Raw genomic sequence first — 2,494 nt, 5'->3', positions numbered from 1 at the left:
CGCCGTGCCGAACCGCCTCCGCCGAGCCCTGCTCTAAAAGCCAGCCATCCGCAACGTGGGCCCGGCGCACCGCTTACGATCAGCCATTCCCTGCATGCCCTGCGGGACCGCTTCGGCGATCCGCTGCTGGTCCGCATCGGCAACACGCTTAGTCCGACGCCACGCGCTCTGGCCTTGCGCCCTGGCCTGTCGCTCGGGCTGGCTGAACTCGAGCGCGTGCTCGGCCATGAGACAGCTTTCGATCCGGCGTCGTCGACGCGGCGTTTCACCCTCGCAACCCCGGATCATCCTCAGTTCACGGTGCTACCCGAGCTGGTCGGGCGCCTGAGGCGCGAGGCACCGGGTCTAGACCTCCATTTGAGATCGATCGGTCCAGGACTCGCCGACGACCTTGCGAGCGGCCGCCTTGATCTCGTCCTGGCCGGTGCGGAGGTTGAGCACCAGCTGGCACTGGACCGAGAAATGATGCGGGTCCGCGTCATCTCCGAGCCCTTCCGTTGCGTCCTACGCCGCGGCCATCCGGCGCTCGATACCGACCTCGACCTTGATGCTTACACCGCCCTGCCGCACCTTCTCGTGAGCACCACGGGACAGGGCGTGGGTATCGTCGACGGCGCGCTGGAGACTCTCGACCGTCGCCGGCGCGTCGCCATGACGGTCCCGAGCTTTCCGGCAGCTATCTGGATGGTGGCGGCTTCTGACCTCGTCGCGACCCTGCCGAAGGCGATCACCGATCGCGCGGCATGGCACGATGTCGAGGTCAGAGACGTTCCTCTCGTCCTGCCGTCGAGCGACGCCTACCTTTGGTGGCACCCCGCTTCCAACACGATCCCGGCCACGTGTGGTGGCGCCAAACCCTGACGGATGTATTTGCGGTCCTGCGGTGATGGCTGGCTTGCTACAGCGGGTTCACCGTGGCGGCATCTCTACCAGGATGAGGTCGCGGCAAGGTGAGCCAGAACCGCTTCGGCGACCGCGATTGGCGCTTCACGCGCTGGGAAGTGCCCGACGCCTGGGAGCACGAGCCGGCGATAGCCGGAGGTGAAGTAGCGTTGCTGCTCCTCTGATCCGTTCGCTGGATCGCAAGCATCTGCCCCGCCCTGGATCATCAGCGTCGGGATGGCAAGAGTCTCAGTTGCGTCGACTCTGTCCCGGAGCGGCGCATACTGCGCGTCGAGCGGCTCGGTCTGCCAGCGGCTGCGATAGCCGTGCAGCGTAATCGAAGCCCAATCGGGGTTGCGGAAGCTCTCCGCCGTTGTGTCGAAGACCGCGGCGTCGAACCAGCCCGCGGGGCTCCAGGTCTCCCACTGGATGCGGGCGAAGCCGATCGGATCGTTCCGCACTGCTACAGCACCGCCATCCGTCGTCATAAACCACTGATACCACCAGAGCCGGCTTTGCGCGAAGCTAGGGACTGCAAAACGGCCACGCGGCGCATAGCCGATAGCGAGCGACGCGATCGATGTCAGGCGCTCGGGCGCGAGCGCGGCCATAAGGTAGGCGGCGCGCCCACCCCAGTCATGCCCGACGACCGCGAAGCGAGACCAGCCGAGCGCCTCTGCCAGATCCAGGGCGTCCTGCGCAAGGGCGACGCCGCTGCCGTCACGGGGCGTTCCGTCGGATAGAAAGCGAGTGCTGCCGAAGCCGCGCAGCCAAGGTGCGGCCCAGCGGTATCCGGCTGCCTCCAGAGCCGGCGTGATGCCGCGCCAAGCCGTGGCATCGTCGGGCCAGCCGTGCAGGAGCAGCACGGGTGATCCGTCGACGGGTCCTCCGCTTTCGAAGGCGATATCGAGGAGGTCCGTTCGGACTACTGTCATGAGTTCATCCTCCAGATCTGCGGTGGGCCATCCCCATTAACAGCTCTGTGTCCGTTACAAAGGCGGAGCCGAGGCTTTGCGGCTCACACGAGGCTTTCGGGCCGATGCGGCTGGGACCTCACCCGCGGGTTCTGCGGCCTTCGCGACGTGCTTCCTGGTCAGCTTGGCGGGTGCAACCTCGATCGGCCCGGCGTTGAACTGTTCGACCGCGGCGGCCCTGGCTTCCGCTTCGTCGCGCTCCCGCTCGGCCTGTCGCCAGTGCTGCACGTCCTGCCCGTGAACGCAGCCGCTCTTCTCCCAGATTTGGTGCGCACGAGCGGTGATGGCGGTATGGCGGTCGAGGTTCACGTTGGGCTCTTGCCGATGGTTCGTCCGCCTGCCATACCTGCGGTTGACCAGTTGGCACAAGTCAAGCTCACGCTGAAATGCCCGCTCCGGGCTGATAGGAGCACGAGTTCCCACTTTAGCGCTGCACCTATCAGCTTCTCTGATGTCCGATGAGGTATTCCTCAGCCGACATGCGGCTCGGGGCTGATCCACCTAGTCAGCAGCTGTCCTGGGCTGCGTCTCGCTACGGCCATCCTCTATCTGTCGCTTATGTCCTACAGACTGTGTGGAAAGGGGAGGGTCGTGCTCCCCGTCCCCCAGCCTCATGGTAGGATCCGCCATGGCGCACA

General features: G+C 65.8%; 3 protein-coding genes. 1 reads left to right on the top strand and 2 read right to left on the bottom strand.

Features of this window, described 5'->3' with window-relative positions:
* Positions 1–861 (top strand): LysR family transcriptional regulator (locus D3273_RS27490; RefSeq protein WP_165359754.1); only part of this gene is annotated, 861 nt, incomplete at its 5' end.
* A gap of 65 nt (positions 862–926) precedes the next feature.
* Here the strand turns inward: D3273_RS27490 and D3273_RS27485 are convergent.
* Complete coding sequence (locus D3273_RS27485; RefSeq protein ID WP_245501422.1) at positions 927–1,748, bottom strand: alpha/beta fold hydrolase; 822 nt, start codon at positions 1,746–1,748, stop codon at positions 927–929.
* A gap of 123 nt (positions 1,749–1,871) precedes the next feature.
* A complete protein-coding gene (locus D3273_RS28615; protein WP_165359753.1) occupies positions 1,872–2,165 on the bottom strand; it encodes a DUF2934 domain-containing protein in 294 nt (97 codons plus the stop codon).
* Positions 2,166–2,494 lie beyond the last annotated feature (329 nt).

Source organism: Lichenibacterium minor, from assembly GCF_004137685.1.
GTDB classification, from domain to species: domain Bacteria; phylum Pseudomonadota; class Alphaproteobacteria; order Rhizobiales; family Beijerinckiaceae; genus Lichenihabitans; species Lichenihabitans minor.
This window is presented reverse-complemented; position numbering and strand designations above follow the sequence as displayed.